Source organism: Marinobacter sp. EVN1, assembly GCF_000475375.1.
Classification (GTDB): domain Bacteria; phylum Pseudomonadota; class Gammaproteobacteria; order Pseudomonadales; family Oleiphilaceae; genus Marinobacter; species Marinobacter nauticus.
In genome coordinates this window covers 670,392-696,433 of sequence record NZ_AXCB01000070.1, presented here as the reverse complement: position 1 = coordinate 696,433, position 26,042 = coordinate 670,392, and the positions used below count along the sequence as shown (strand labels likewise).

The following is a 26,042-nucleotide window of genomic DNA, read 5'->3' as shown; positions in this document are numbered from 1 at the left end:
GTTCAGACAACGCTGATTGCCACAACATGGTCTAAAGTACATTTATTGCAATACTGAACTACCTGGAGACCCCAATCGCCCATGATCAGGTTCGCACGCTCGCTGATTGGGCGCTTTCTACTCTCACTATCCGCCCTGTTGCTGGTGTCTTTGTTTGCCCTGGTTATCTGGGAGCGTGCCTTTGTTATCCCATCATTGCTCACCGCAGAATCGCGACTGGCGGAGAAGGAGCTCGACAGGATCGTCCTGGCTATGGAAGACAATCATGACGGGCTGGCTGCAATAACCAGAGACTGGGCTAACTGGGATGACAGCTACGCGTTCATTCAGGGACAACAGGCCAACTATACGTCCTCTCATTTCAGCGCTGAGATGTTCGAAGACATTAACGTGCAGTTGATGGTCTTCATTGATATTCAGGCGAGCATCAGATGGGTCGCAGGGCTGGATCCTGCAACAGGTGAATACAGGACCTGCTCCTCCCTTTCCGACAATTGCGAGTGGGCCGGACGCTTTATCCGGGGCTTCGACGCCTTTGATTTCCAACAAGGATATCGCCTGATAGACACGGGGACAGGCGACACCCCCTCACTGATCAGTGCCGAGCCTATTCTCAGAACCGACCGAACCGGGCCTTCCATGGGACTGATTGCCATGGTCCGTCTGATCGACGAGCGGCTCGTTGAAACACTTGAACGACAAACTGGATTGGTAATCGACATCAATACGGTGACGACAGAGGCTCAACGGCTGAATGAACCTGTCACCAGTCGTCAGGAAACTATCCTCACAGCACAGAAACGTATCGAACCCCAGCGAGGGACTGAAGCTCTGCTGATTACCACTGACCTGCCCCGGGAGCAAACCAATCACTATCGAAGCGCATTCAGATACACCATGGCCTGGACCGTCCTCCTGTTATTAGGCGTCCTTCTGGTGGTTCTCAGCTTATTGTGGGTCCAGGTCATCCGCCCGCTAAAGCAGTTGACAGGTTTCACCCGTAAAACCCGAAGAGACACATTCTGGGAACAGCCCGCTCAGTTTCAGGCGGTTCCACGCGCCCTTAAAACCCGTCGTGATGAAATTGGAAGTCTCGCTCGCAACTTCCAGCGATTGTTGGCGGCACAGAAAACCCGCACCAGCAACCTGGTCAAGCTTTCTCATCAGGATCCACTGACCGGGCTTGCCAATCGTCGTCTGTACGATGAAAAACTGGCACAAGCCCATTCGCAGAGCCAGTTAGTGTCAGTGTTAATGCTCGATATCGACCATTTCAAGCTCTATAACGACCATTTCGGGCACCAGATGGGTGACGATTGCCTGGTATCCCTGGCCAACCAGATGAAGGAATGCTTCGAGCAACCGGGCTTTGTGGTGGCGCGAACCGGCGGAGAGGAATTCAGTATTCTTTTACCCGGGCAATCCGTCGAAGACGCGGAACAGGATGCAGAGCGCCTCAGAAAACTCATCAAACAGCTACGGATTCCACACCCCAATTCGCCAGTGGCGCCGGTGGTCACAGTGAGTGTTGGCGTGGCATCAACCGCCAATGTCAGGGGACTCGGCCCGGAAATGCTGATGCGCAGAGCCGATGAGGCTCTCTACCAAGCCAAAGCAGAAGGCCGGGATCGAATAAAACGCTACGCTGCCACGGTGATTCAAAGTTCAGACTGAATGGTGCCCGGAGCCGGAATCGAACCGGCACGGCCTTGCGGCCGAGAGATTTTAAGTCTCTTGTGTCTACCAATTTCACCATCCGGGCATCGGAGGGGAGATTCTTGAAGGGCGGAATTGTATAAGGGCCGATGACGTAACGCAATTCTGTTTCCCAACCGCTCTTCAATACGCTTTCTATGCCGCCACCGGCTTGATCGCCCTGCCCTTGTAGATGTAACCCGCGATTTTGGGCGCTTTGGGGATGTAGAGGTTTTCCAGCTCCAGGATTTCGAAACCCGCTTCCCTGATCAGGTCCGCTATATGGCGGTTCAGGTGGCAGCCACCGGCCAGCTTGCGCCAGCCAGGTGTGATTCGATGTTGCCATTTGCGGGTGCCATCGTGGGGGGATTCGCCATGCTCCAGGAACAACAGATTGCCACCCGGCCTGAGTACGCGTTTCATTTGCTGCAGCGCGGCGTGCCAGTCAGCGATGGTGCATAGGGTGAAGGTCAGCAGCACGGTGTCCACGCTGTTGTCCTCCAGGGGTATTTTCTCCCCCGGCAGATCCAGCCACTCTACTTTTATGGGGGAACGTTGCAGGTTGGGTAGCGCTTTTCGGCGCATGCCTTCTGAGGGTTCCAGGCCGTAAACCAGCTCAACCTGGTCCTGGTTGTAGAACTCCAGATTGATGCCAGAGCCCATGCCCACTTCCAGTACCCGGCCCCGGGCCTGCGGAACCACCTGGCTGCGCAGCTTCATCACCTGGCCCATGGAACAGGCCTTGTCTATGATGTGGGGGAGAATTCGTTCCTCGTAAAAGCTCATCTGGCTCACCATAATTGTTTTATATCAAGGGGTGCGACAAACTGCCCTATCGAAATCTGCTACGATTTGCGTAGCATCGTAATCATCTGCCGGTAATAACAACATAACAAAATAAACTATGGCAGCGGCTGAACGGGTTCGCTGACCCGTTTGTTATGACTTGTGCGAGTTACCGGAGGTTCCTATGGAACTAGATCCTCTCATCCTATCGCGAATCCAGTTCGCGTTTGTGGTGTCATTTCACGCCATTTTTCCGGTGTTTACCATCGGGCTAGCCTCCTACATCGCGGTACTTGAGGGCCTCGCCTTCAAAACCCGTAATCCGGTGTGGACCAAACTGTCGAGCTTCTGGACCAAGGTCTTCGCTGTGGTCTTTGGCATGGGCGTGGTCTCGGGCATTGTGATGTCATTCCAGTTCGGTACCAACTGGAGCGCATTCTCTCAGGCCTCGGCCAACTTCCTCGGCCCCATCCTGAGTTATGAGGTGATCACCGCATTCTTCCTGGAGGCGGCGTTCCTGGGGGTGCTGCTGTTTGGCCGCGACAAGGTACCCGCCGGCGTTCATCTGTTCGCCGCCATCATGGTCGCCACCGGCACCTTTATCTCGTCCTTCTGGATTCTCGCAGCCAACAGCTGGATGCAGACACCGGCCGGTGTCGAATTCCGTGAGGGCGTGTTCCATGTGGTCTCCTGGAGCGAGGCTATCTTCAACCCGTCCTTCCCGTATCGCTTTATGCACATGGCCCTGGCGTCCTTCCTTACCGGTGGATTTGTGGTGGCGGGTGTCAGTGCCTGGTATCTGTTGCGGGGGCGTGAGGTGGAAGCCAATCGCAAGGCACTCTCCATGTGCCTCTGGTTGCTGCTGTTCATTGCCCCGGCCCAGGCGGTTGTAGGTGACTTCCATGGCCTGAATACTCTGGAACATCAGCCCACCAAGGTCGCGGCTATGGAAGGCAACTGGGAAACCTCCCGCAATGTGCCGCTGTTGCTGTTTGCCATTCCCGACCAGGAAAACCAGACCAACCATTTCGAGATTGGCATTCCCAGCCTGGCCAGCCTGATTCTTACCCACGAGTGGGATGGCGAAGTGCCGGGTCTGAATGAAGTGGCGGTCGAAGAGCAACCACCGGTGGCGATTGTGTTCTGGTCCTTCCGGATCATGGTCGGCATTGGTGTCCTGATGATTCTGTTTGCGCTCGCAGGCCTGTTTCTGCGCGCGGGTGGCCGGCTTTACAAGACCCGCTGGTATCTTCAGGGGATGCGCTTTATGAGTATCGCGCCCTTCTTTGCCGTGCTTACCGGCTGGTTTGTGACCGAGGTAGGCCGGGCACCCTGGCTGGTGTACGGCATGATGACCCAGGCCGAATCGGTAACGCCCTCGCTTACCGGCGGCATGGCGCTGTTCACGTTGATCGGCTATATCGTTGTCTATGCCCTGGTGTTCAGTGCCGGCGTGTATTACCTCATGCGGGTGCTTTACGTTGGTCTTGAAGATTCTGACGATGAAGAACATGCCTCTGATCGCCCTGCCCGTCCGCTCTCTGCGGCCCATGTGCCGTTCGAGATTGAATCCGGCTCACACGGCGTTCATCAGGCAAAACCGGCTAACGAAGGAGGGCACTGACCATGGAACTGTTTGATCTCGCCCTCATCTGGGCATTTATTATCGGCTTCGGCATCATCATGTATGTGTTGATGGACGGCTTCGACCTGGGCGTGGGCATCCTGTTCCCGTTCGCTCCGTCGGAAGAGGACCGGGACACCATGATGAACTCGGTGGCCCCGGTCTGGGACGGCAACGAAACCTGGCTGGTGCTGGGCGGTGCCGGCCTGCTGGCGGCCTTCCCGATGGTGTATTCCATCTTCCTGCCGGCACTCTACATTGGCGTGTTCCTGCTGCTGGCAGGGCTTATCTTCCGGGGTGTGGCGTTTGAATTCCGGTTCAAGGCCCGTACCTCCAGGTACCTGTGGAACTGGTCGTTTGCTGGTGGCTCTACCATAGCGGCATTCGCCCAGGGTGCTGTGGTCGGGGCTTACATTCAGGGCTTCAATACCGTGAATGGCGCCTACGTAGGCGGCGCGCTGGACTGGCTGACGCCGTTCACCGTGCTGACAGGCCTGGGGATGCTGGCCGGTTATGCCCTGCTTGGTTCCACCTGGCTGATCATGAAAACCGAAGGGCGCCTGCAAGAGTGGGCCTACCGGGTAAGTGCACCACTGCTGATTGCCGTGTTGGTGGTGTTCGGCATTATCAGCGTATGGACGCCCTTTGTTGACGACATGGTGCGGGAGCGCTGGTTCTCCAATCTGAGCGTGATCTGGATTCTGCCGGCCCTGACCCTGCTGTGTGCCTTCCAGATCTGGCGTTCGGTACGCAACCGGTTTGAAGGTATGCCATTCGTCGCCACCATGGGCCTGTTCATCACCACCTATCTCGGACTTGTGGTGAGCAAGTGGCCGTATGTGGTTCCGCCCAACTACACCCTGTGGGATGCGGCTTCCGCCTATGAGTCCCAGCTGTTCCTGCTGCTCGGCCTGCTGTTCGTCATTCCCATTGTTCTGGCCTATACCGCCTGGACCTACTGGGTATTCCGCGGCAAGGTGCGTGCGGGCGAAGGGTACCACTGAGTGGCAGATCCGGCCCGGTCAAAGGTCCGCGCCTGGCTATCGGGTCTGGCCCGCAATAGCCAGCGCTGGATCACCGCAACCATTCTGGCCGGTGTTCTTGCCGGGCTGGCCACCATCGTACAAATGGTGTTGCTGGCCTGGCTGATTCACCAGGGTGTGATTGAAAAAACCACGGTTTCCGAACTCACGCCCGTATTTCTGGCCCTGATTACGGTTCTGGTGATTCGGTCCGCAGGCCAGGGGCTGCAAACCCGCTTTGCAGCCCGCTGCAGCGAGCAGGTGCGGCGCGATGCCCGCCGGCAACTGCATCATCACTGGAAAGCCACCGGCCCGGTGAATCTGGCGGACACGTCCGCTGCGTCCCTGGCCCGCGAGTGGCTGGACCACGTGGAGGCGCTGCACGGCTATTTCGCCCGTTTTCTGCCGCAGATGACCCTCTCTGTGGTGATTCCCCTGGCCATCCTCGTTCTGGTGTTCTGGCTGGACTGGCTGGCGGGTATTTTCCTGGTGCTTTCTGCGCCGCTGATTCCGCTGTTTATGGCCCTGGTGGGCATGGGCGCAGAAAAGCTGAACCAGCAGCATTTCGAAACGGTCAGCCGGTTATCCGGCCAGTTTCTGGATAAGGTTCGAGGGCTGACGACGCTTCAACTGTTCGGGCAAACCGAGGCGGCCAGCCGCACGCTGGAAGCCCGTTCCGACCAGTACCGCAAGATCACCATGAAAACGCTGAAAGTGGCATTTTTGTCGTCAGCGGTACTGGAATTCTTTGCCTCTGTGGCGATTGCGGTATTGGCCATCTATATCGGCTTCGGATTGCTGGGTTATATCGAATTTGGCCCAAGCGACGAACTCACGCTGTTCAGCGGATTGCTTATCCTGCTGCTGGCCCCGGAGTTCTTTCAGCCCTTGCGCACGCTATCCCAGCACTATCACGACCGGGCAGCCGCCCTGGGGGCCGGTGCCGAGATTCTGGCCCGGCTGGAACAGTCTGTCGACAACGCAGAGCCGATCCGGCCAGACAACAGCATTAGCAATCAAGGCATTCAGATCTCCGGGGTCACGCTCCGTTACGGCGAGGGCCCGGTCATCTTCGATAACCTGGATATCCGCATCAAGGCCGGTCAGGTGATCGCCCTTACCGGCCCCTCTGGTGGAGGCAAATCGACCCTTTTGCATCTGCTGGCTGGCTTTATTCAGCCAGAGGCAGGTGCTGTGTCAGTATTCGGCGAGGCTCCCGGCAATCAGCCGTTCGGATGGCTTGGCCAGCGGGGCTTCTGGATTCAGGGCACCTGGGCCGAAAACCTTCGGCTAACCACCCCCGATGCGACGGATATTGCCATCGACTATGCATTACGACAGGTGGGCCTGGGTGAGCTGGTGGACAGCCGGGCTGACGGCATTCACAGCCGCATTGCCGAGGATGGTCTGGGGCTGTCCGGTGGTCAGGCCCGCCGTTTAAGCCTGGCCCGTATCTTCCTGGCGGACTATCCCCTGATTCTACTGGATGAACCGACGGCCGGGCTGGATGCCACCAGCGAGGTGTTCATTCTGGAGGCCCTGCATAGACTCAGCGAATCCGGCAAAACACTGGTGTTCTCCACCCATCATCAGGCGCTGCTGACATTGGCAGACCGCGTATTGATCGTAAATGACGGCGAGGTGCGCGATGCCTGAACTGAAGCCCTGGCTGGCGCTGATTTTCCGTCGCAAAGGTCGCCTTACGGTTGGTGCCGGCTTGCTACTGGGCACCCTGCTTTCCGGTATCGGTCTGCTAGCGTTGTCTGGCTGGTTTCTGACCGAAACCGCGCTGGTTGGCCTGTTGCTGGCGGCAGGGATACAGGCCTACATCAATCTTTATGTGCCGGGCGGTGGTATCCGTTTTTTTGCGGTGTCCCGAACGGTGTTCCGGTATCTGGAACGCGTGTACAACCACAACACGGTACTGCAGCTACTCACCGATATTCGGGTGGCCCTTTTTGACCGATTGGCGGCCCGGCCACGAACAGAGCGCAGTTCCCGTTCCGGCGCGCAGTGGCTTTCCCGGCTCACAGCCGATGTCGATGCGCTGGACACGCTTTATCTCAGGCTGATTGCCCCCGCCGCCCTGGCAGCCGTGGTTACCCTACTGCTTGCCGCAATGGCGTGGTTACTGTTTGATGGTGTTGTGGCGCTGATTCTGGTGGTAATTCTGTCGCTTTCGTTCCTCCTGTCCACCTGGCTGGTGTATCTACGAACTTACGCTGCCTCCGGACAGTTGAGCGATCAGCAGGAGAGCCTGCGAGGCGCACTGGTTGAGCATCTTGAAGGCTTTGCGGAACTTACCGCCGCTGGCCGCACGGGTAAGCACACGGCCCGGCTGATGCGTCGAAGCGTAGAACTTTCCAGGGATCAGGCCCGGATCGACAGCCGAACCGGCTGGCATCAGGCTGGCTCTCATCTGCTGATCAATGTCGCGGCGGTGGCAGCCTTGTGGCTGGGCTTCCGCCTGTTCGAGCAAGGCACTCTGAGCGGCCCGGTACTGGTTCTCCTGCCCATTGCCCTGCTGGGCCTGGCCGAAGTCTACGCCATGCTCCCGGATGCCTTTGGCAAACTGGGAGCGACTCGTGCTGCTGCGCGCCGCCTGAACTCCGACCACGGTCTGGAAAGGGCCGCGGCATCACCCGCTGGTTCTGCTGGCGAACTGCCGGAGGGCTTCTCTCTTCAGGCCTGCGATATCACCGTGGGTTACGCGGGTTATTCGCCCTTACTCAGTCACTTCACGCTGACGCTTCGCCCGGGCGACACCGTCGGTATCGTTGGCGTCTCCGGCAGTGGCAAATCCACCCTGGCAGATACCCTGGCCGGGCTGGCAGAGCCATGCCGGGGAGAACGTCATTCCCTGCCCTGCGCCTACCTCACGCAAGCGACCGTGGTGTTTGAAGACACCGTGAAAGCGAACCTTCAGTTGGCGAACCCCAACGCCGGGGACGGTGATATGTGGCGGGTACTGGAGATAGTCGAACTGGCGGAACGGTTCGCCCAGGACGCTGAAGGATTGGGTACCTGGCTGGGCAGCGCCGGCAACCGTTTATCTGGCGGGGAGGCCCGGCGCCTGGTGCTGGCCAGGGTGTTACTGAGTCAGGTACCCGTGGTGATTCTGGATGAGCCTTTCACTGGTGTGGACGAGGCAACCCGTACACGAATTTCGCCCCAGATCAGCCGTTGGCTGCAGGGGCGCACCGTTGTGTGTCTCGGGCACGGGCCGGACGCCCTGCTGGCCTCCGACCGTATTCTGCACCTGGGTTGATCAGCGGGTTTCGACCACTTCAAACGTCAGACCGGCATTAGCCTGCAGGCGCTCGAGCAATTTGCCATCGAGCGCCGAGGCCGGTGTCCAGAAGCCACCTTTGACGTCCTCTTTCACATCAAAGGCCAGACACAGACCGGCTTCACCAAGCATTTTTGATGTCGAGCCGTAACCCGGGTCGCGATCGCCCGTCACCTTGGTGATCATGGTCTTGCCATCGGTGGTTTTGCCCACGAAACGCAGGTCGTAGAAACCTTTCTCCTGATCGTCCGGGCTTGGGCCCTCCCCGGGCTTGGGTACCAGCTTTTCCACCACCCAACGTGTTGGCTTGATGGCGGACGCGGTGAAGAACGCACCCAGCGCACCCACCATACCGTAAGCGGTCAGGCGGCCTTTGGTGCCCTTGCCCGTCATGATGGCTTCGTCGTAGTTGAACTCTTTGCCGTAGCGGGCACCCTGCAACGCATTGGAGCGGTGCACCACACGGGTGTTGATGGCCCCCATCACAAACGGGGCCAGCCAGGCGTTGAAGTTCTTGTCAAACTCAGCAGATTTCAGGCTGGGCTGGCGTTTCTCGGAGCGATGCTCCGGCGGGCAGATGGAGAACGGATTGGCCAGTTCCTTGCGCAACTTGGGGTCGGCTCCGGCTTCCTTGGCCACGTTGATCATGGAAGCCACCGTGCCGCCAGAAAGGCCGCCCTTGGCGACTTTCACCCTCATGCGCACGTCCTGGCAGGGTTTGCCAAAGGTTGCTTCCGATTGCTGCTGCAGGAACCAAACGCCCATATCGGAAGGAATCGAGTCAAAGCCGCAGCAATGCACAATCCGTGCACCGCTTTCTTTAGCCTTGGCCTCGTACCGCTCAATCATCCGACGGATCCATTGTACTTCACCAGTGAGGTCGCAATAGTCCGTACCTGTCTCTGCGCAGACTTTTACCAGAGTTTCGCCGAAAAGAGCGTAAGGGCCCACGGTTGAGATGACCACTCGCGTCTGGCCGCACAGATCGCGCAGCGCAGGCTCGTCTGCTGCATCCGCCAGAATTACCGGTAGTGATGCGGCGCCTGCCCCCAGATCCGACTTGAGCTGGTTCAGCTTTCCTTCGGAGCGGCCGGCAATGGCCCATTTGACCTCCTTGTCTGCACCATAGTTTTCCAGAAGGTAGCGAGCCAGAATCTGGCCGACAAAACTGGTGGCACCGAACACGACAAGGTCATAGTTCGCAGCGGTGGTGTCTGTCATGGTCTGTCCTTGTTCAAACGAATGTATGAATGGATGGTAACAGGTTTATTCTGTGGTGCTACTTTCCCGTGAACTCGTGAACCGGCGTCGGGCCGGCCAATCGTTTGTCCTGTGGACTGCGGCACACTCTGCCCAGTCATTGAAGTAGGAGAGCCCCTTTGAGCGTCTTTCTGATTATTATCAGCCTGTTTCTTCTGGCTTTCAGCGCCCTGCTGGTCTGGCAAGTGCTTGAGCAGCGAAAGATGATCAAGCAAATGCTGGAAAGCGAGGATATCAGCGACACACATCAGGATCCTGAGCTGGTGCTTACGTTACGGGTACGGGATCCGATTGCCTTGGCCAAACGCGAATCCCGCACCGGACGGGTGCTGGCCGACCGCCTACCAGTAATGACCCGGAAAATGGTCTATCAGGAAGTGATGAAAGAGCTGGAGCGGGAGCTGGACGAGCGGGACATTGAGGTAGATATGCACATTGAGTATCGCTAGTACAAGAGCAACAGGAGCCCTGCCATGCTGTTACTGATCGTTAGCCTGATGTGTCTGGCCGGCAGCGCAATACTGTTGTTCGCTGCATTCCGGCTGTCCAATGGTAACCGGCGCGACCTGAGAATCCTGAATGCCCATCGAATAGGTGCCCTGAGCGCTATTCAGAAAAGCCGGATGGACCTGATGGAGGTTCGCAACCGCGCCCGGTTGCTGGAAGAAACGGTGTCCGGCGGCGCGACCGCAGTCGAGAAAGTCCACAAAGCCATCGCCAACACCACGTTTGGCCTGATTGACCTGTTTTCCCGGGACGATGAGTTCCGGGACAGCGCCCGCCGGATAAAGCAATCCCACCACCAGAAGAGCGAGCAGGTGTACAAAGCGGTGAGAACCTCTAACCGGGCACTGCATATCCTCGCGGATACACTGATCATCGGCAAAGCGGAAAAACGCATTGTTTCAAAAACAAAGAAGGCGCCCTGAGGCGCCTTCTTTTTCTGAAACTTCAGAAAGTTACAGAACTTTCTTCAGTTCCTCTTCCAGCTGCGGAACTGCTTCGAACAGGTCTGCAACCAGGCCGTAGTCGGCCACCTGGAAGATCGGGGCTTCTTCGTCCTTGTTGATCGCAACGATCACCTTGGAATCAGACATGCCCGCCAGATGCTGGATGGCACCGGAGATGCCAACCGCAACGTACAGCTGCGGAGCAACGATCTTGCCGGTCTGACCAACCTGCATGTCGTTCGGCACGAAGCCGGCATCAACAGCGGCACGGGAAGCACCAACCGCAGCGCCCAGCAGATCAGCAACCTGCTCCAGCATCTTGAAGTTGTCGCCGTTCTGCATGCCACGGCCACCGGAGATAACGATACCGGCAGAAGCCAGGTCCGGACGATCAGACTGGGCTTTCTCTTCACCAACGAAGGAAGACAGGCCAGCGTCTTTTACTACGTCCAGCTGCTCAACAGAGGCAGAACCACCTTCAGCGGCTACCGGGTCGAACGCGGTCGGACGAACCGTCACAACCTTGATGCTGTCGCTTGCCTTGACGGTCGCAATGGCGTTACCAGCGTAGATCGGACGCACGAAGGTGTCTTCGGATTCAACGCGGATAATGTCAGAAACCTGGGCAACGTCCAGCAGCGCAGCAACACGCGGCATGAAGTCTTTACCAGTGGTGCCGGCAGAGGTCAGGATGTGGCTGTAGCCCTTGCCTACTTCAGCAACCAGCTCAGACAGGTTTTCTGCCAGGAAGTGACCGTAAGCGGCGTTGTCGGCAACCAGTACCTTGTTCACGCCTTCTGCCTTGGCAGCGGCTTCAGCGACGGCGCCTACGTTCTCACCGGCAACCAGCACGTCGATGTCGCCACCGATGGCCTTGGCAGCCGCTACAACGTTCAGAGTAGCCTGTTTCAGGCTGCTGTTGTCGTGTTCAGCAATTACCAGGATGCTCATTTAGATCACCTTCGCTTCGTTCTTCAGTTTATCCACCAGCTCAGCTACGTCAGCCACCTTGATACCAGCCTGGCGTGCAGCCGGGGCTTCGACTTTCAGGGTGGACAGGCGAGCGGCAACGTCAACGCCCAGGTCAGCCGGAGACATGGAGTCCAGCGGCTTTTTCTTGGCTTTCATGATGTTCGGCAGAGAAGCGTAGCGCGGCTCGTTCAGACGCAGGTCTGTGGTAACAACCGCCGGCAGGTTCAGAGCAACTGTCATCAGACCGCCGTCTACTTCGCGGGTTACGTTAACCTTGTCACCGTCAACAACCACTTCAGAGGCGAAGGTGCCCTGGCCCATGCCAGTCAGAGCAGCCAGCATCTGGCCAGTCTGGTTGTTGTCGGAATCGATGGACTGCTTGCCAAGAATAACCAGCTTGGGCTCTTCTTTCTCAACAACAGCCTTCAGCAGCTTGGCCGCTTCGAGGGACTGAACTTCTTCGTCAGTCTCGATGTGGATACCGCGGTCAGCACCCAGAGCCAGGGCAGTACGGATCTGCTCCTGAGAAGCCTTCGGGCCAATGGATACAACAACGATTTCACTGGCAACGCCCTTCTCTTTCAGACGAACCGCTTCTTCAACTGCGATTTCGCAGAACGGGTTCATTGCCATCTTGACGTTGGCGAGATCAACGCCGGTGTTGTCCGGCTTGACGCGCACCTTCACGTTGTAGTCGATAACTCGTTTTACAGCGACCAGAACCTTCATAGATTCCTCGTTCTTCTACGATGGGTTTAATGAGTCTTCACAGTCAAAGGACCGGGTTGACCCGACCTGACAATGAGACGATACTAAAAATCGACTCAAAACACACGATATTTCGGTGTATACGTACAATGCCAAAGGTTAGTGCAGATTTCAAACAAACGTTTGTTTGATTCTTCAAATGCGTTATCCTTTCGGGACAAATAGCCGTTTTGAGCGGTTTTGGGCTGTCGTCTATACGCATTTTTACCGGTATGATGGCGCCCCTGATGAGGCCTGCGGGCAAACAATATCCATTAAAAGCTGTTTGAGGAGACCAACGTGGAACGCGAATCGATGGAATTTGATGTTCTGATCGTCGGCGGCGGCCCTGCGGGCCTGTCGGCAGCCTGCCGCGTCATGCAACTGGCGCAGGAAGCCGGCGAAGAACTAACCGTTTGTGTGGTTGAAAAAGGTTCTGAGATCGGCGCGCACATCCTCGCCGGCACCGTATTCGAGCCCACGGCCCTGAACGAACTCTTCCCGGACTGGAAAGAGAAAGGCGCCCCCCTGAATACCCCGGTTACCCGGGATGACATTTTCCTGCTGAAGAATCAGGAAAAGGCCACCAAAGTACCCAATGCCTTTGTGCCCAAGAACATGCACAACCACGGCAACTACATCATCAGCCTGGGCAACCTTTGCCGCTGGCTGGCTGAGCAGGCCGAACAGCTGGGTGTTGAAGTGTATCCGGGCTTTGCCGCTTCAGAAACCATCGTTGAAGATGGTCAGGTAAAAGGCATTATCACCGGTGATATGGGCGTTGCCCGTGACGGTTCCGAGAAAGACGGCTACATGCCGGGTATGGAACTGCGCGCCAAGTACACCCTGTTTACTGAAGGCTGTCGCGGTCATCTGGGCAAGCGCCTGATCAACGACTTCAAGCTGGACGAAGGCAAGGATCCGCAGCACTACGGCATCGGCATCAAAGAACTGTGGGACATCGACCCGGCCAAACACGAGCCAGGCCTGGTTGTTCACACCACCGGCTGGCCGCTGAACGAATCCGGCTCCACCGGCGGCTCTTTCCTGTATCACCTGGAAAACGGTCAGGTTTATGTTGGTCTGATCACCGATCTTTCCTACAGCAACCCGCACCTGAGCCCGTTCGAAGAGTTCCAGCGTCTCAAGTACCATCCGGAAATCAAGAAGTATCTGGAAGGTGGCAAGCGTGTTGCCTACGGCGCCCGTGCAATCGCCAAGGGTGGCTACAACGCCCTGCCGAAGATGAGCTTCCCAGGCGGCCTGCTGCTGGGTTGCGATGCCGGCACCCTGAACAGCTCCAAGATCAAAGGTTCCCACACCGCCATGAAATCCGGCCTGTTGGGCGCTGAAGCCGTATTCGAGGCCCTGAAGGAAGGTAAATCCGGTGAGGAAATCACCAGCTTCCAGAAGCGTTTCGAAGACAGCTGGCTGTACAAGGAGCTTTACGCCGAGCGTAACTTCGGCCCGGCCATGCACAAGTTCGGCAATATCGTCGGCGGTGCCATCGCATTCTTCGAGCAGAACATTCTGCGCGGCAGCCTGCCGATCACCTTCCACGACACGACTCCGGACTACGCCACCCTGAAGCCGGCGTCTGAGTGCAAGAATATCGACTATCCGAAGCCGGATAACAAGCTGACGTTTGACCGCCTGTCCTCGGTGTTCATTTCCAACACCAACCATGAGGAAGATCAGCCGGTTCACCTGAAGCTGACCGACCCGGAAATTCCGCTGAAAGAGAACCTGCCAAAGTACGACGAGCCAGCGCAGCGTTACTGCCCTGCTGGCGTATACGAAGTGGTCGAGAAAGACGACGGCAGCGGCAAGAAGTTCCAGATCAATGCCCAGAACTGTGTTCACTGCAAGACCTGTGACATCAAGGATCCTGCCCAGAACATCACCTGGGTAACGCCGGAAGGCGGCGGTGGTCCGAACTACCCGAACATGTGATCCAGTATCACTGTTTCAGAAAACCGGGGCTTGCCCCGGTTTTTTTTATGCTGGCAGATTATTCCGGCCATAAAAAACGGCCCCCGGAGGCGCCGTTTTCTGATCAACCATCAGAAGGCATCAGTGCACGTGGCCGTGCTCTTGCTCTTCGTCGGTTGCTTCGCGGGTTTCTACCACTTCAACATCGAAGTGCAGAGTCTGACCCGCCAGCGGGTGGTTGGCATCGATGGTAACGGTTTCGTCGCCAACTTCTACCACGCGAACGACCTGGGGGCCGCCCGGAGTCTGTGCCTGGAACTGCATGCCTGGCTCGATGGTGTCTACGCCCTCGAAAGCAGAGCGCGGAACCGGCTGGATGAGCTCTTCGTTTACTTCACCGTAGCCTTCAGCTGGCTCTACGGAAACTTTAACCTGGTCGCCAGCGTTCTTCTCGGTCAGCGCACTTTCCAGTCCGCCGATGATGTTCTGTGCACCTTCCAGATACGCCAGTGGCTCACGGCCTTCTACGCGGGAGGAATCGAGTTGCTCTCCCTGGTCGTTAGTGAGCGTGTAATGGATGGTGACAACACGAGGTTGGGCCATGTGATCTCCTTGCGTGTCGCAATGACTGTGTATTTAGATTGTAGGCAATCGAAAGTGATCGTGAACAGCCAGACTGCACAGAGGGACTAACGACCACCGGGCCTCGTTAGAGAGCCAGGCTCGATAACAAGTAAGAAACCACAGTTTAACAAGTGACAGACTGCGTTTTCTACCTTATTCATTGGGGTGGTCAGGCGCTTTTCAACCGCCCTGCCCGATTTCCCAGAATTTTCCGTGACTAAGCACCCCGTACACGGTTTTTCCCGCCGCTTCGGTTTCCTCGGCCAGCTCGGCGAGGTCATAGAACGCCGAGGTAACCAGCCGGGCTTCAACGCCGTGGCGCACCTGAATAACTGGCCGAGGTTCGCCAGTCTCGGAGTAGGAACCCACATGTAACGGGTGCTGCTCGCCAATCTCCAGGGTTTCGCCCATGTTGGTGGCCAGGGTGATAACCTGCTCCGCGCCCTCGCCTTTCACCTCCAGACCATGGGCCAGCAGTGGTGCGTCCTCAACCCGGATACGCCATTTCTCGACCGGCGTAACGAGGTAGTACTCTCCATCGCTTTCCCGCCTGAGAATGGTAGAGAACAGCTTTACCGTGGCCTCCCGGGCGATGGGCTCACCTTTGAAGATCCACTGGCCATCCCGGGTGATCACCAGATCCATGTCGCCGGAAAGTTCGGGGTGCCATTTATCCAGCGGTGGAAGATCCCTGCTCTTGCCGGCGTCTTCGAGGGATTTGGCAATGTCATCGGGTGTCCGGTTCATCGTTTTCTCCCTGATCAGAGCCCACGCATCCATTCTGCCCGCAGAGGCACAGCGCCAGGCTGGGTAATGGCCATGTTTACCTGCTGCAGCAGGCGGTCTTTATCGCGGCCCAGCGTGCCTTTGAGCACGAGGTAATTGGAGGCGTGATCGCTTCGGAAAATGGTGTTGTCCAGTTCCAGGTGCTCCAGAAACACACGAATTTCCTCGAACAGGGCCTGCTGGCCCAGGGGTACGAAATCCGCCCCGAAACCCTCGCGGAATCGCTCTTCACCCTGCGGGAAGCTGACCACCAGGGTAGACAGGTAATCGGGCTGGGTTTCATTGCACAGTGTGGCAGTGTTAATGGCATGCTGCCGTGAAAGAGCTTCACCGCCCAGACCATTGAGCACCATCACCGAGCTCACCAGGCCCGCTTCCCGGATCTTCACCAGGGCCGACCGGGTGGATTCCCAGGTTTCACCTTTGTTAACACGCCGAAGAATCTCGTCGTCGCCGGATTCCATGCCCACATAAAGGATTTTCAGGCCGGCTTCCCGGAGTTGGATCAACTCTTCAACCGATTTTTTTGCCAGGTTTCGTGGCAGGCAGTAGCTGGAAACGCGTTCCAGGCCGGGAAAGCCTCGCTTCAAATCAGCGATTATTTCCAGCAGGCGCCGGGTGGGCAGCACCATGGCGTCTCCATCGGCCAGGAAAACCCGGCGCACGTCGCCAAATGCCGCTGCTGCTTTCTCGATGTCTGCCCTGATGTCTTCGGGCTTTCGAGCCCGGAATTTCTTCTGGGGCTGGGTATACATCTCGCAGAAGGTGCACTGGTTCCAGGAACAGCCATTAGTCACCGGCAGAATCAGCGATTTCGCCTCGCTGGGCGGCCGGAAGACTGGCTCAATGTAATCAATGGGAAAACTGTACATAGGTTCGTTCAGTATCGGAAATGAGTGATGTACTGATTAGATCAGGGCAGAAACTGGGCTTTCAAGTCGGCGCAGCCTGGCCCCACTACAGGCATATTCAGCAGTACAGCCTGAGACGTCATAAAGGGAATGCCCTGCCGATGGCCATCAACCAACAGAGTAGAGAAGCTACCCACGAATGGCATGTGGGAAACCAACATCAATGGTGAAACCTGGTTGTCCAGAAGCTCATCCAGACAACGGCCAGGGTCATCATCGGGTGTGATAAAGGCTTTTTCCTGGACCGGGCAATTCAGCACTTCCGCCACAATCGCGGCGGTTTGCCGGGCCCGAACATAGGGACTGGACCATATCTGGGCGGGACGCCACGGGGAAGAGGCAATTTGCGCCGCCACGGCTGCCACGCCGCGGCGACCCGCTTCGGTCAGCTCACGCTCCTGATCCAGCGAATGCCAGCCGGCCTCACCATGGCGCATAACAATCAGATGCACGTGCCTCTCCTTCCGGATGACAATCCCGGGTCACTGGGTAATGGTGCGCGGCAGAATGAACTCCACATCAGAATTCTGCACGGCCATCATCAGGCTGTTGATCACCGCATTGATGGAAGCGCTTTCATAGAGAATCTCGTAAAGCCCTCGTACCAGCGGCATGTAGATGCCAATGGCCTCGGATTTTTCCCGCACCAGTTTCAGGGTATAGATGCCTTCGGCCACCTGCCCCAGCTCCTGCACGGCTTCTTCCAGTTTCTGGCCCTTGCCAATGGCGTAGCCAACCCGGAAATTCCGGCTTTTGCTGGAGGTGCAGGTGGCAATCAGGTCGCCAACACCTGCAAGGCCCATAAAGGTCATCGGGTTGGCGCCAAGGCTAACCGCGAAACGGCTCATTTCGGCCAGGCCACGGGTAATCAGCATGGCTTTCGCGTTCTCGCCCATGTTCAGGGCCGATGCCAGGCCGGCAACAATGGCGTAGATATTCTTGAGTGCGCCCGCCAGTTCCACACCGTAGACATCAACATTGGCGTAAACCCGAAAGTATTCGCAGCCCAGCAGTTCCTGCACTGTGCGGCGCACATCCGGGTCTTTTGCGGCGATCACAGTGGCGGTCAGTTCCCGGTTGACGATCTCGCCAGCCAGGTTCGGCCCGCTCAGAACACCGGAGCGACACCTGGGAAGCTCCTCCAGCAGGATTTCGCTCATCAATTTAAAACCGAGCTCTTCGATGCCTTTGGTCAGGCTGACGACGATCTGGCCATCGCGGAATTCGCTGCTGTGTTCGCGAATGACCGACCGAAACGCTTTCGATGGGATCGCAACCAGCACAATCTCCGCTTTGCGCACCGCATCGGCCAGGTCTGTTGTCGGCTGAATGTCACCCTCAAGGGTAACGGCGGGCATATACCGGCGGTTAATGCGGGTGCTGCGTATCTCCTCTGCCTGTGCTTCATCGCGCATCCAGAAATGCACAACGTGGCCATTCTCGCCCAGTACTTTTGCCATGGCAGTACCGAAACTGCCGCCACCAAGTACTGCCACATCGTAGGAATTCGCCCCGTGATTACCGGGCGTCGGGTTATCAGGCATAAACGTTCCGTTCTGTTTCTGTCAGGGCCGGGCCCGGTGCAGGACTGGCGTTTCAGCCAGTTTCCTCGCATTCCAGCGCCCGTACCAGATTCTTGAATTCTTCCCTGTTCCGGCTATTCATGCCCATCAGTACTTTATGGGCATCAAGAACTTTATCGCGAACCTGCTGTTCGCTCGCCTTGAGCACGGGGATTTCTTCGAGTTCTTCAATTCGGGAAGCTGGCTCACGGACAATAATGAAAATCTTGTCGAAGCCCATGGACGTAATAATGCGGGTGATATCGGGGTTGGTGGAAATCAGCGTTGGCAGAAAATGACTTTGTTTCTGCGCCGCCAGCGCAATCTTGGCCAGCAGGCCAAGCGTCGTGCTGTCGATGATTTCGGTCTCGGTGAGATCGATAACCACGGTTTTGAATGCCGGATCACGGGTTATGGACTCAACCAGATTGTCCAGCGTCGAACACAGGTTCAGCCGGATTTCCCCAATAAACTTCAGGACGTATATTCCCTGCTGTTCTGCTTGCAGGATTTTATAACCAGCCATTTTTCACACTGCCACTAAGTCGACGACGTGTTATCTGACCCGTTTATGGTATCAGTTACCGATACTATCGCGATATCGTCAGGCAGCTCCGAGATCTTATCCAGCCCCAGAGCGTCGCTCAGCGATGCGATAGTGTGACTACCTCCTGAAACGAGTTCAAGTAGTCTGTTCTCCTTTTCATCCAGAGATTTGGCCGGGATCACTTCCAACAGGCCATCAGAGAACAACAAAAGCCGGAATGGTCGATCCAGCTTCACCTTGTAAAGCTCCCATTCCGGCGTTTCGAACAGCCCTACCGGCAGCCCGCTGCCTTCCAGAAAACGGGTTTCACCATCTTCAAACGACAGGATGGGCATGGGGAAATGCGCTCCGACCGCATAACTCAATGTACGTTCTGTTGTTGAAATAATGCCAACAAACACGGTGACATGCTTGCCAAGCCCTGTATCCAACAGCTCTGAGTTGATGCGCTCCAGGAAACGTTCCGGGTGCAGGATGTCTTCACTGGACTGACGCCGAAGATTCCGCTGCAAACGATTGGTGAGGTTTCGCAGTAACACGGTAACGAATGCGGAACTGGCGCCATGGCCAGAAACGTCGGCGATATAAACGAGGACCTTGTCTTCACTGATGCGAAAATAGTCGAGAAAATCGCCACTGAGATACAGGGACGGCTTGATGAGGTAATCAACGCTGAGCCCGGAAAGCGTGAGCTGATGGTCTGGCAGCATTTTTAGCTGCACCTTGCGACCGGCATTCTGGTCGGCCCTTAGCTCGGCAATACCGTTGCGCAGGTCCCGGTTGGCTTCTTCCAGTTCCTGCCGGTACAACTGGTTCAGGCGGTTTACCCTGACCCGGTCAAACAACTTGCCGATAATGTCGTCCAGTGCATTGCGGTCGTCATTGCAGGGTTTGAGCACGACATCGGCGGCTCCGGCCCGCATGGCCTGGACCACATCGGCGCTGGACTGGCTGCTGGTGCAGGCCACTATCGGCGTGAAACTTTCTGTTTCATCAAGGCGCCGGGACAGGTCTCTGATCGCCTCTGGAGGGAGATCTGCAAAGATCACATCCGGGATATTGTCGTCGAACAATCCTCGGGCAGCGTTTACCCCCGCTGCACCAGTTACGTAAAACCCCCGCGCCTCCAGGTAACGGGACAGATCGGCTCGGGCCTGTTCATCGGCGTCAATTATCAGAATGCGCTCGGTGCGCGAGGTCATGTTGGCTGCCCTAAACTACCAGCGGTAAAGAAAAAAGGCTTTATATGGCCTATTCTGGCATGCCCCTGTGATATAACAAGGCCGCAATCATCATTTTGGGAGAATTGTAACCATGAGACGTGCCGTTAACGATCTGCTCGGAGCCTATGACAAACTGATCATGGACCCGGTGCATGGCGGTATCCCGCTCTACCGGCACGAAATCCAGGTGATTGACCACCCTCTGTTCCAGCGCTTGCGCAACATCTGCCAGAACGACATTCTAAGCCTGGTTTTCCCCGGCGCCACGCATTCCCGCTTCCTGCACAGCATCGGGGTGATGCATGTAGGCACGCGGATGTTCCGGGCCATGATCGATGCTTACCTTCGGGAACGACAGCTGAGTGAGCAGACCGATCTCAGCCTGAGCCAGCTCGATGCCATTGATTACCTCGCCAAAACCATCCGGCTCGGCTGCTTGCTGCACGACAGCGGGCACTCCAGTTTCTCCCATCAGTTCACCCAGGCCCGGAAGATCCGCGACCTGATGTCTCGCCCGGCACGGTTCCGGGATTTGTGGGATGGTGTTGACTATTCCGCCTACCACGCCAGTGAACCGGAAGAACTGGAGCATGAACACTACTCTGTTCGAGTTGCCCATGACGTACTCTCGTCTGTGGATCTGGAGAGCGCCGGGCTGGCTGCTATCGATGTCATCGGCATTATGGAAACCACCGATGTTACGCCCAGCGAAACCTTCTGCCGCCACGCCCAGACTTTCTGGGAATTCATCGCCGGCGACGATGCCATTGCCGGCACTATTCCGCCCCGGGATGTGCCGCAGCTGGTGATGGGCCTGCTGTCGTCCATCGTATCGGGGGAGATTGATGCGGACCGGGCCGATTATATGTTGCGGGACGGCTTCCACAGCTCGGTCACCATCGGCGGCTTCAATCTGGACCACCTGCTGAGCAACCTGCGGTTTGGTTGGGACGTTTCCGAGCCCTGGATGGGGCTGGCGATTACCCAGAAAGGCCTGGGCGCCCTGGAAGACTTCGTGTACAGCCGCCACCAGATGTACCGCAAGGTATATGCGCACAAGACCGCTCTGGGCTTCGACTGGTTGCTGCGTGAGGCCATTAACGAAGTGCTGGAGGACCCGGAAAGCTTCGACTGGGTGGATACCTGCCTGAGCAACATGAAATGGTTTGCCGAGCTGACCGATAACTTCTTCTGGGAAGCCTTCCGCAAGGTGGCCCGCCGGGAACCGAGGAGCTACTCGTTCTGCATCGTGAACCGTGTGAAGCTGGACCACGTCGACACGCGAGAGAATCTGGACAAGATCGAAATCCTGAATCACAGCCGCTGGTTGGCATCGGAGCTGGGCATTAACCCGGACAACGTGGTTACCTGCTCCATGAAGGCTCGCTTCTCGAACATTCAGGACAACTTCAACGGCATCAAGGTGCTGGTGAAAAACCCGATCACCCGGGAGCGCAGCCTGAGGAAAATCACCGAGGTGAGTGCCTTCTTCTCAAAATTCGGCGACGGCACCATCACTCATTTCTACCGGCGGCCGGAAGTGGCAGAAAAAGCTCCCTCCGACCTGACCGAGTAACGCAGATTACTGTTCAGGGCTGTCGGTCATCACCTGCACTAGTTGCGAGGCACTTTCCCAGGCGCCTTCAACCCGGCCGCCCGCCAGCCAGTCGCCGGCGAGGCCAATGCCGGTTTTCGGGTCGAAAAGATAGCCGGGGTTATCGCCCGACTCCGAGCGTGCATACAACCACCGGTGCGGCACCCAATCGTCCGCAGCGTCTTCATGCCCGGTCAGCGCGCGGAATTCCGCCAGCAGAGCTTCAGCAATGCTTTCCGGAGCGTCATCCACGTGCCGCTGTGTCCACTCGGGGTTGGCGTGCAGCACCCACCACTGGCCCTCGTCTTCGCGGCCGGGTTTGGAGGAGTTGTTGGCCACCCAGAACAACACGTCGGAGTTGGGGCGCACCGCATCAAACGGGAAATCAACGGGGCGATTGAAATGGGCCGCTACCGCCCAGCACGGCAGGATATTACCCACGTGCTCCGCCAATCCTTCCGCCAACGGCTCCAGACCACTGTCCCGGAGCAGATCCTGCGCCTGGGCCGGCGGGGCCGTGATCACGACCTGATCGAAGCCGTCGTAGTGCTGCCCATCGGTATCGGTGAGCTGCCATTTCGTACCGTCTTTCGAGAGTCTGGCGATTCGAACGCCTGATTCCAGCGAAATGTGTTCAGACAGAGCCCGGGAAATGGCCGTCATTCGCGGCGTACCAACAAACCGGTGCTCCTCCGGAAACGCCTGCCAGCTGCCCCTTTCCGTCTGATAACCGAACCGGGCATTCCAGATCTGGTAGCTTTCGGGCCCGGCCCAGCGATCCAGAAACCGGGTGAAGCCGGGGTTACGAGACGTGAAGTACTGGGCGCCGATATCGGCGGACGCGTTCGCCACGCGCTTGGACGCCAGACGACCACCGGGGCCGCGACTTTTCTCGAATACCCGGACATTATGGCCCGAATCGCCAAGAAGAATTGCGGCCGTCAGCCCCGCCAGCCCTGAACCAATAACCGCGATGCTGCGTATTGATGTGGTGTCTGATGTTACTTCACGCATGGTTGTATATGACCCGAGTAAATAGTTGGTTAACAAACATTCTGAGATGGTTCGATTCCGAAGCAGGTTCAGATCACCTGGATACGGCATCCCGCGCCTTTAACTGGGTGCGGGTACTGCCATTCATCGCACTCCACCTTGCCTGTCTGCTGGCACTCTACACCGGCGTCAGCACCTTCGCAGTGGTTTTTGCCGTTGCCTTTTTCCTGGTAAGGATGTTCGCAATCACTGGCTTCTACCACCGCTATTTCTCCCACAAGACCTTCAAAACCAGCCGGCCGGCACAGTTCATTTTTGCCGTTCTGGGGGCCAGTGCGGCTCAACGAGGCCCCTTGTGGTGGGCGGCACACCACCGGCACCACCACCAGCACTCGGACAACGAGCAGGATCTGCACTCACCGCACCAGGGCGGGTTCTGGTGGTCCCATGTGGGATGGTTCACCTGTGATGCAGGCTTTGCCATGGATGAACGTCGGGTGCGCGACTGGCTGAGATTCCCGGAACTCCGGTTCATCAATCGCTTTGATTCACTGGTACCCGCCGCGTTTGCGGTGGCTATTTACCTGCTTGGCGAGGCACTGGCCCTGTGGGCGCCCGGGCTGGGCACGAACGGGCTTCAGCTCCTGGTCTGGGGGTTCTTCATATCAACCGTGGTGCTTTTCCACGCAACGGTATCGATCAACTCGCTGTCACATGTCTGGGGTAAAAGGCGGTTTGAGACCGACGACGACAGCCGCAACAATTTCTGGCTGGCCCTGATCACCCTGGGTGAAGGCTGGCACAATAACCACCACCGGTGGCCGCAATCGGTACGCCAGGGTTTCCGCTGGTACGAAATTGATATGACCTGGTATGGCCTGTGGTTGCTTTCCAAGCTGGGCATTATCTGGGATCTCAATCCGATTCCGGCTCATATCCAGAAAGAAACCCGGGAACTGGACAACAAGAGGAGGAACCGCTCATGACGACGTCTGCCTCTGCCATTGAAGTCGGGGCACCGGATTCAGGATTGCCCGTGGTACTGGACCGTTTCTGTTCGCTGTATAACGCGCTCGACAAAGGCAATCTCAACAAGCTCCAGCAGGTATACGGCGAGGATATCGAGTTTCAGGATCCTTTTGGCCAGGTGCATGGCCTTGATCAACTGACCGAATACATGGCGGGTGCCTACGGCAACGTTATCCGCTGCCAGTTCCGGTTCCACGAGCCGGTCATTCAGGAATGCTGGTGCAGCCTGCCCTGGGTAATGGAGCTTCAACACAAGCGTGTCCGCGGCGGCAAACCGGTGTTTGTAGAGGGCATCAGCCATCTGGAAATCCGGGATGGAAAAGTGCGTTATCACCGGGACTATTTCGACGCCGGCCAGCTTTTGTATGAAAACCTGCCGGTGCTCGGCCGGATGATTCGCTGGGTCAAGGAGCAGGCAGGATGAGCCAATTACTGACGTCAGCCAGCAACATCTGGTTAACCGGTGCCTCATCCGGTATTGGCGAAGCGCTGGTTCACGAACTCGCCGGTGCCGGTCACAAACTGATTGTGACAGGACGCCGGCAGGAGCCTTTGGATGAGCTGTCACAAGCTTTCCCGAACCAGATCACCACGGCTGCTGCGGACACCACCAGCAAGGACGACTTGCAGCGAGTTAAGTCGCAGCTCGACCACTTCGGCGACCTGGACATGGCCATTCTGAACGCCGGTACCTGTGAGTATCTGGAGGTGGCGGAATACAACAGCGATGTCATTGCCAACAACGTGACCACCAACGTGATCGGCACAGCGCGCTGCCTGGATATTGCCCTTCCGGCTCTGCGTGCGACCCGCGCCAAAGGCAAGCCGGCTACTCTGGTAATTGTGAGTTCTTCGGCCTGGTGGTTTCCGTTCGGGCGGGCCGAGGGCTATGGCGCCTCCAAGGCGGCGCTTACCTACTTTGCCCAGTCTCTGAGAGCCGATCTGGCGGCCGAGGGGATTCAGGTTGTGGTGGTATCCCCGGGGTTTGTCAAAACGCCACTGACGGACCGAAACGATTTTCCGATGCCATTTATCATCTCAGCCGGCGATGCGGCACGACGAATCCGCACCGGGCTTGAGAAAGGCCGTAACGAAATCGCGTTCCCCAAACGCTTTACCTGGTCCCTGAAGCTGCTAGCCGCCTTGCCCCGGAGCGTTATCGACCGCATGGCCGCCTCCATGGCCCGCAAAACCGATCATTAAAGTTTTACCACAGGAATTACCTTGCATGAATCAGGAACGTCAGCGAATTGCCGTGATTGGCGCTGGAGTATCAGGTTTAACAGCCGCCTGGCTGCTGGCCGACAAGCACGATGTGCATCTATTCGAAGCCGGCGACTATGCCGGAGGCCACACCAACACGGAACAGGTGGAAGCTGGTGGCCGTACCTGGCCGGTGAATACCGGGTTTATCGTGTTCAACGACTGGACCTACCCCAACTTCATCAAGTTGATGGATCGGCTCGGGGTGGCCTCTGAAGTGAGCAACATGAGTTTCAGCGTGGACTGCCACGCCAGTGGACTGCAATACAACGGCACCAGCCTGAACACCCTGTTTGCCCAGCGCCGGAACCTGTTCAATCTGAATTTCCTGAAAATGATCCGGGAGATTCTCCGGTTCAACAAGGAAACCCGGGCTGACCTGGCCGCAGGCACCATTCCGGATGGCGAGACACTCGGGGAATACCTTAACCGCAACGGATACAGCCGGTACTTCCGCAACTACTACATTGTCCCCATGGGCGCGGCCATCTGGTCTGCCCCGGAGATTGTGCTGGAACAGTTTCCGATCCGGTTTTTCCTGCAGTTCTTTAACAACCATGGCATGTTATCCGTGGATGACCGGCCCACCTGGCGGGTCATTTCCGGCGGCTCGGCCACCTACGTGGATCGAATGATGGAGCGGCTGGGCGAGCAGACTCACCTGAACAGTCCGGTGACATCGGTAAAACGGGATGCCGACGGCGTTACTCTGGTGGCCAACGGCCAGGAACACCGGTTTGACCAGGTCATCTTCGGTTGCCACAGTGACCAGGCCCTGGCCATGCTGGACGACGCCACTGACGATGAGAGAAGCATCCTCGGAGCCATCGCATACCAGAAGAACGACGTGGTTCTGCACACGGACGCCAGCGTACTGCCCTCGAACCGTCTGGCTTGGGCCGCCTGGAATTACATGATCCCGGAACACAGCACGCAACCGGTTTCCGTAACCTACAACATGAACGTTCTTCAGAACTTCGACGACGCTCCGGAAACCTTTTGCGTCACCCTGAACCGAAGCCGGGATATTAATCCGGAAAAGGTGATCAAACGGTTTGAATACGATCACCCCGTCTTCACTCTGGACGCCGTTGCCGCACAGGAGCGCTACGATGACATCGGTAACCGGAACCGCACCCACTTTTGCGGTGCCTACTGGTTCAATGGCTTCCACGAAGACGGTGTGCGCAGCGCACTGAGAGTTACCCGGGCATTCGGGGTGGAGCTCTGATT

General features: G+C 57.3%; 25 protein-coding genes and 1 tRNA gene. 13 read left to right on the top strand and 13 right to left on the bottom strand.

The features are described from left to right. Nucleotides 1-81 precede the first annotated feature (81 nt). Complete coding sequence (locus tag Q674_RS40720; protein ID WP_023010185.1) at nt 82-1,674, top strand: diguanylate cyclase domain-containing protein; 1,593 nt, start codon at nt 82-84, stop codon at nt 1,672-1,674. 1 nt (nt 1,675) lies between these two features. Here the strand turns inward: Q674_RS40720 and Q674_RS40445 are convergent. Both Q674_RS40445 and Q674_RS40440 read right to left on the bottom strand, forming a co-directional pair. Next, nucleotides 1,676-1,762 (bottom strand) — tRNA-Leu (locus Q674_RS40445). 89 nt (nt 1,763-1,851) lie between these two features. Then, a complete protein-coding gene (locus tag Q674_RS40440) occupies nt 1,852-2,481 on the bottom strand; it encodes a class I SAM-dependent methyltransferase (protein ID WP_031210556.1) in 630 nt (209 codons plus the stop codon). A gap of 184 nt (nt 2,482-2,665) precedes the next feature. On the opposite strand from Q674_RS40440, the gene Q674_RS40435 reads away from it, so the two are divergent. From Q674_RS40435 to cydC, 4 genes are read left to right on the top strand one after another with little or no spacing between them, the layout of a single operon-like run. After that, nucleotides 2,666-4,105 (top strand): cytochrome ubiquinol oxidase subunit I, encoded by a 1,440-nt coding sequence (locus Q674_RS40435; RefSeq protein WP_023010183.1) that lies wholly within the window; start codon nt 2,666-2,668, stop codon nt 4,103-4,105. Between the two features lie 2 nt (nt 4,106-4,107). Continuing rightward, a complete protein-coding gene (gene cydB / locus Q674_RS40430) occupies nt 4,108-5,109 on the top strand; it encodes a cytochrome d ubiquinol oxidase subunit II (RefSeq protein WP_014421447.1) in 1,002 nt (333 codons plus the stop codon). Then, entirely contained in the window at nt 5,110-6,783 is a 1,674-nt protein-coding gene (cydD, locus tag Q674_RS40425) for a thiol reductant ABC exporter subunit CydD (protein ID WP_023010182.1), read from the top strand. Then, nucleotides 6,776-8,395 carry a thiol reductant ABC exporter subunit CydC gene (cydC, locus tag Q674_RS40420; protein WP_023010181.1) on the top strand — a complete coding sequence of 540 codons (1,620 nt, stop codon included), beginning with the start codon at nt 6,776-6,778 and terminating at the stop codon, nt 8,393-8,395. Before cydD ends, cydC begins: the two co-directional genes overlap by 8 nt. On the opposite strand, the gene Q674_RS40415 is transcribed toward cydC, so the two are convergent. Next, nucleotides 8,396-9,637: a saccharopine dehydrogenase family protein gene (locus Q674_RS40415; RefSeq protein WP_023010180.1), complete on the bottom strand. Its 1,242-nt coding sequence runs from the start codon at nt 9,635-9,637 to the stop codon at nt 8,396-8,398. 158 nt (nt 9,638-9,795) lie between these two features. Between Q674_RS40415 and Q674_RS40410 the strand changes: the two genes are divergently transcribed. Both Q674_RS40410 and Q674_RS40405 read left to right on the top strand, forming a co-directional pair. Next, nucleotides 9,796-10,125: a hypothetical protein gene (locus Q674_RS40410; RefSeq protein WP_011784955.1), complete on the top strand. Its 330-nt coding sequence runs from the start codon at nt 9,796-9,798 to the stop codon at nt 10,123-10,125. A gap of 24 nt (nt 10,126-10,149) precedes the next feature. Next, nucleotides 10,150-10,605, top strand: a complete 456-nt coding sequence (locus Q674_RS40405) for a hypothetical protein (protein ID WP_011784956.1) — start codon at nt 10,150-10,152, stop codon at nt 10,603-10,605. A 30-nt stretch (nt 10,606-10,635) separates the two neighbouring features. Here Q674_RS40405 and Q674_RS40400 read toward each other — a convergent pair whose 3' ends face one another. Further along, a complete protein-coding gene (locus tag Q674_RS40400; protein WP_014421441.1) occupies nt 10,636-11,577 on the bottom strand; it encodes an electron transfer flavoprotein subunit alpha/FixB family protein in 942 nt (313 codons plus the stop codon). Further along, complete coding sequence (locus Q674_RS40395) at nt 11,578-12,327, bottom strand: electron transfer flavoprotein subunit beta/FixA family protein (protein ID WP_011784958.1); 750 nt, start codon at nt 12,325-12,327, stop codon at nt 11,578-11,580. 318 nt (nt 12,328-12,645) lie between these two features. Here Q674_RS40395 and Q674_RS40390 point away from each other — a divergent pair, with 318 nt between their 5' ends. After that, nucleotides 12,646-14,298 (top strand): electron transfer flavoprotein-ubiquinone oxidoreductase, encoded by a 1,653-nt coding sequence (locus Q674_RS40390; RefSeq protein ID WP_023010179.1) that lies wholly within the window; start codon nt 12,646-12,648, stop codon nt 14,296-14,298. A 120-nt stretch (nt 14,299-14,418) separates the two neighbouring features. On the opposite strand, the gene Q674_RS40385 is transcribed toward Q674_RS40390, so the two are convergent. The 7 genes from Q674_RS40385 to Q674_RS40355 form a co-directional block, all read right to left on the bottom strand. Continuing rightward, entirely contained in the window at nt 14,419-14,880 is a 462-nt protein-coding gene (locus tag Q674_RS40385; protein ID WP_011784960.1) for an FKBP-type peptidyl-prolyl cis-trans isomerase, read from the bottom strand. A gap of 201 nt (nt 14,881-15,081) precedes the next feature. After that, nucleotides 15,082-15,648, bottom strand: coding sequence for a DUF1285 domain-containing protein (locus Q674_RS40380; protein WP_023010178.1), 567 nt, complete (start codon nt 15,646-15,648; stop codon nt 15,082-15,084). A 14-nt stretch (nt 15,649-15,662) separates the two neighbouring features. After that, the gene (locus Q674_RS40375) at nt 15,663-16,559 is read right to left on the bottom strand and encodes a radical SAM protein (RefSeq protein WP_023010177.1); all 897 of its coding nucleotides are present in this window, start codon (nt 16,557-16,559) and stop codon (nt 15,663-15,665) included. A gap of 41 nt (nt 16,560-16,600) precedes the next feature. Then, nucleotides 16,601-17,050: a SixA phosphatase family protein gene (locus Q674_RS40370; protein WP_023010176.1), complete on the bottom strand. Its 450-nt coding sequence runs from the start codon at nt 17,048-17,050 to the stop codon at nt 16,601-16,603. A gap of 30 nt (nt 17,051-17,080) precedes the next feature. Next, nucleotides 17,081-18,142: an NAD(P)H-dependent glycerol-3-phosphate dehydrogenase gene (locus Q674_RS40365; protein ID WP_023010175.1), complete on the bottom strand. Its 1,062-nt coding sequence runs from the start codon at nt 18,140-18,142 to the stop codon at nt 17,081-17,083. A 52-nt stretch (nt 18,143-18,194) separates the two neighbouring features. Then, nucleotides 18,195-18,686: an STAS domain-containing protein gene (locus Q674_RS40360; protein ID WP_011784965.1), complete on the bottom strand. Its 492-nt coding sequence runs from the start codon at nt 18,684-18,686 to the stop codon at nt 18,195-18,197. Nucleotides 18,687-18,700: 14 nt separating this feature from the next. Beyond that, nucleotides 18,701-19,909, bottom strand: coding sequence for a PP2C family protein-serine/threonine phosphatase (locus tag Q674_RS40355; protein ID WP_023010174.1), 1,209 nt, complete (start codon nt 19,907-19,909; stop codon nt 18,701-18,703). A 112-nt stretch (nt 19,910-20,021) separates the two neighbouring features. On the opposite strand from Q674_RS40355, the gene Q674_RS40350 reads away from it, so the two are divergent. Beyond that, nucleotides 20,022-21,506: an HD domain-containing protein gene (locus tag Q674_RS40350; RefSeq protein ID WP_023010173.1), complete on the top strand. Its 1,485-nt coding sequence runs from the start codon at nt 20,022-20,024 to the stop codon at nt 21,504-21,506. Between the two features lie 6 nt (nt 21,507-21,512). Here the strand turns inward: Q674_RS40350 and Q674_RS40345 are convergent, their stop codons facing one another. Further along, nucleotides 21,513-22,538: an NAD(P)/FAD-dependent oxidoreductase gene (locus tag Q674_RS40345; protein ID WP_031210554.1), complete on the bottom strand. Its 1,026-nt coding sequence runs from the start codon at nt 22,536-22,538 to the stop codon at nt 21,513-21,515. Between the two features lie 8 nt (nt 22,539-22,546). Here Q674_RS40345 and Q674_RS40340 point away from each other — a divergent pair, with 8 nt between their 5' ends. From Q674_RS40340 to Q674_RS40325, 4 genes are read left to right on the top strand one after another with little or no spacing between them, the layout of a single operon-like run. Beyond that, a complete protein-coding gene (locus tag Q674_RS40340; RefSeq protein ID WP_031210552.1) occupies nt 22,547-23,503 on the top strand; it encodes an acyl-CoA desaturase in 957 nt (318 codons plus the stop codon). Then, on the top strand, nt 23,500-23,970 hold the full coding sequence (locus tag Q674_RS40335; protein WP_023010170.1) for a nuclear transport factor 2 family protein: 471 nt from the start codon (nt 23,500-23,502) through the stop codon (nt 23,968-23,970). Before Q674_RS40340 ends, Q674_RS40335 begins: the two co-directional genes overlap by 4 nt. Next, nucleotides 23,967-24,749: an SDR family NAD(P)-dependent oxidoreductase gene (locus Q674_RS40330; RefSeq protein WP_023010169.1), complete on the top strand. Its 783-nt coding sequence runs from the start codon at nt 23,967-23,969 to the stop codon at nt 24,747-24,749. The genes Q674_RS40335 and Q674_RS40330 overlap by 4 nt, the downstream gene beginning before the upstream one ends. A gap of 25 nt (nt 24,750-24,774) precedes the next feature. Continuing rightward, nucleotides 24,775-26,040 (top strand): NAD(P)/FAD-dependent oxidoreductase, encoded by a 1,266-nt coding sequence (locus Q674_RS40325; protein ID WP_023010168.1) that lies wholly within the window; start codon nt 24,775-24,777, stop codon nt 26,038-26,040. The last annotated feature ends 2 nt before the right edge of the window (nt 26,041-26,042 follow it).